Source organism: Phenylobacterium sp. (genome assembly GCF_036501465.1).
Classification (GTDB): Bacteria; Pseudomonadota; Alphaproteobacteria; order Caulobacterales; family Caulobacteraceae; genus Phenylobacterium.
In genome coordinates, this window is sequence record NZ_DASYAF010000129.1 from 1 (window position 1) to 2,391 (window position 2,391).

At 68.6% G+C, this 2,391-nt stretch carries 3 protein-coding genes; all 3 read right to left on the reverse strand.

Annotated features, from left to right (window positions below; genetic code table 11):
- Positions 1–1,075, reverse strand: a 1,075-nt coding sequence (glyS, locus tag VGL85_RS13675) for a glycine--tRNA ligase subunit beta (RefSeq protein ID WP_331589502.1), incomplete at its 3' end; no start/stop codon positions are given.
- The gene (locus tag VGL85_RS13680) at positions 1,075–1,986 is read right to left on the reverse strand and encodes a glycine--tRNA ligase subunit alpha (protein ID WP_331589503.1); all 912 of its coding nucleotides are present in this window, start codon (positions 1,984–1,986) and stop codon (positions 1,075–1,077) included. The genes glyS and VGL85_RS13680, both read right to left, overlap by 1 nt.
- A gap of 86 nt (positions 1,987–2,072) precedes the next feature.
- Positions 2,073–2,391, reverse strand: a 319-nt coding sequence (locus tag VGL85_RS13685; protein ID WP_331589504.1) for a fasciclin domain-containing protein, incomplete at its 5' end; no start/stop codon positions are given.

Below are 2,391 nucleotides of genomic sequence, written 5' to 3' on the forward strand. Positions count from 1 at the left end.
CCTCGATGCGTTCGACGCGCTCGTACATGGTTCCGAGCTTGGCGTGGAAGGTGACGCCTTTCAGGCGCTCCAGCCGGTCGGCGAGCGGGACCTTGCGGTCCTCGTCCCAGAAGAAGCGGGCGTCGTTCAGGCGGGCGGAGAGGACGCGGGCGTTGCCGGCGGCGATCAGAAGGCCGCCATCGCTCGCCTCGATATTGGCCACGGCGACGAAGTGCGGGGCGAGCTGCCCGGTCGCCGGGTCGCGCACGGTGAAGAACTTCTGGTGCGTGCGCATGGAGGTGCGGATCACCTCGGCCGGCAGGTCGAGGAAGGCCGGGTCCATATCGCCCAAAAGCGGGACCGGCCATTCGGCGAGGCCGGCGACCTCGTCCAGCAGCCCCTCGTCCTCGAGCAGTTCCAACCCCTTGGCCCGGGCGGTGGCGACAGCGCCGGCGCGGATGCGCGCCTTGCGCTCGGCTGCGTCCAGCACGACGAAATCGGCGGTCAGCTTTTCGGCGTAGTCGTCGAAGTCGCGCACCGTGAACGGCCGCTTCGAGCCCATGAAGCGGTGGCCCTCGCTGAAGTTCTCGGCCTCAATGCCGTCGATGTTGAAGGCGACGATCTGGCCGTCAAAGAGGCAGAGGATTCGCTGCAGCGGCCGCACCCAGCGCAGACTTCCGCTCCCCCACTTCATCGACTTCGGCCAGGGGAACTGGCGCACGATGTCCGGCACGATCTCGGCGATCACCTCGGCGGTGGCGCGCCCGGCCGTGGCGATCTGGGCGAAATAGACCCCGTCCCGCTCGACCAGCTGCTCACGCGTGAGGCCCGTCGAGCGCAGGAAACCCTCGATGGCCGCGTCGGCTGAGCCGACCCGCGGGCCCTTGCGTTCGTCGCTGCTAGCCGACTGGGCGGCGGGCAGGTCGTCGATCACCAGGGTCAGCCGGCGCGGACCCGCGAAGGCGCGCATCGCCTGGCCCGCGAAACCGGCGGCCTTCAGCCGCTCGCGCGCCATGCGCTCGAGGTCGCGCGCCGCGTCGGCCTGCATGCGCGCGGGAATCTCTTCGGAAAACAGTTCGAGCAGAAGCTGGGGCATCAGGAGGCCACGCCGCCCGCGGCATCCAGCTTCACCCAGGCCTCGGCGCACGCCTTGCACAGGTCGCGGATGCGGCCGATGTAGCTCTGCCGCTCGGCCACCGCGATGGCCCCGCGGGCGTCCAACAGGTTGAACATGTGCGAGGCCTTCAGCACGTAGTCGTAGGCCGGCAGCACCAGCGCCTGGTCCTGGCGGCCGCGGGCGGCCAACAGGCGCGGCACCTCGGCCTCGATGTCCTCGAAGTGGCGCTTCAGCATGTCGACATTGGCCGCCTCGAAATCGAACGACGAGAACTCCCGCTCGCTCTCCAGGAAGACCTCGCCATAGGTCTTGAAATCCGGGCTCTGCGGGCTGTTGAAAGCCAGGTCATAGACGTTCTCGACGCCCTGGACGTACATGGCCAGCCGCTCCAGCCCATAGGTCAGCTCGCCGGCCACCGGATCGACGTCCAGGCCGCCGACCTGCTGGAAATAGGTGTACTGGCTGATCTCCATGCCGTCGCACCAGACCTCCCAGCCCAGGCCCCAGGCGCCGACGGTGGGGTTTTCCCAGTCGTCCTCGACGAAGCGGACGTCGTGCAGGCCAAGGTCGATGCCGATGGCCTCCAGCGAGCCCAGATAGAGCGCCTGCATGTCGGCTGGATTGGGCTTCAGCATCACCTGGTACTGGTAATAGTGCTGCAGCCGGTTGGGGTTCTCGCCATAGCGGGCATCGGCGGGCCGGCGCGAGGGCTGCACGTAGGCGGTGCGCCACGGCCTGGGCCCGAGCGCCCGCAGCACCGTCATCGGATGCAGGGTGCCGGCGCCCACCTCGATGTCGTAGGGCTGCAGAATCACGCAGCCCTGACGGCTCCAATAGGCATGCAGCGTCAGGATCAGGTCCTGGAAGGAGAGCGGTTTGTCGCTGGTCATCAGGGTGGCTTCGCGGGCGCGAAAAAGGCCGGCGGACCATAGGGTCCGCCGCCTTTCGCATCAAGCGTTCGAAGCTGAGCGGTCGGTCAGTGCGCCGGCGCCGGGGCCGGAGTAGGGGCCGCCGGGGCGGCGGCGGCGCCGGCGCTCAGCACCTTGTCGATCGCATAGATGTCGCCGTTGGACACCACCGCATGGCCGACGACGCTGGCGTCATCGACCATGATCGTGGGCCCTGTGCCGTCGATCTGCACCGGCGTGCCGGCAACCGTGGTGATCGGGCCCTTGGAGCCCTGGATCTTGCTCGTCGGCACGCCGGCATTGATCAGGTGATGGGTGAGCAGCGCCTGCAGCTGCGCGGCGTTCTCGATCTTCAGCAGGTTGGCCAGCTCGCCGGCCGGCAGGGCG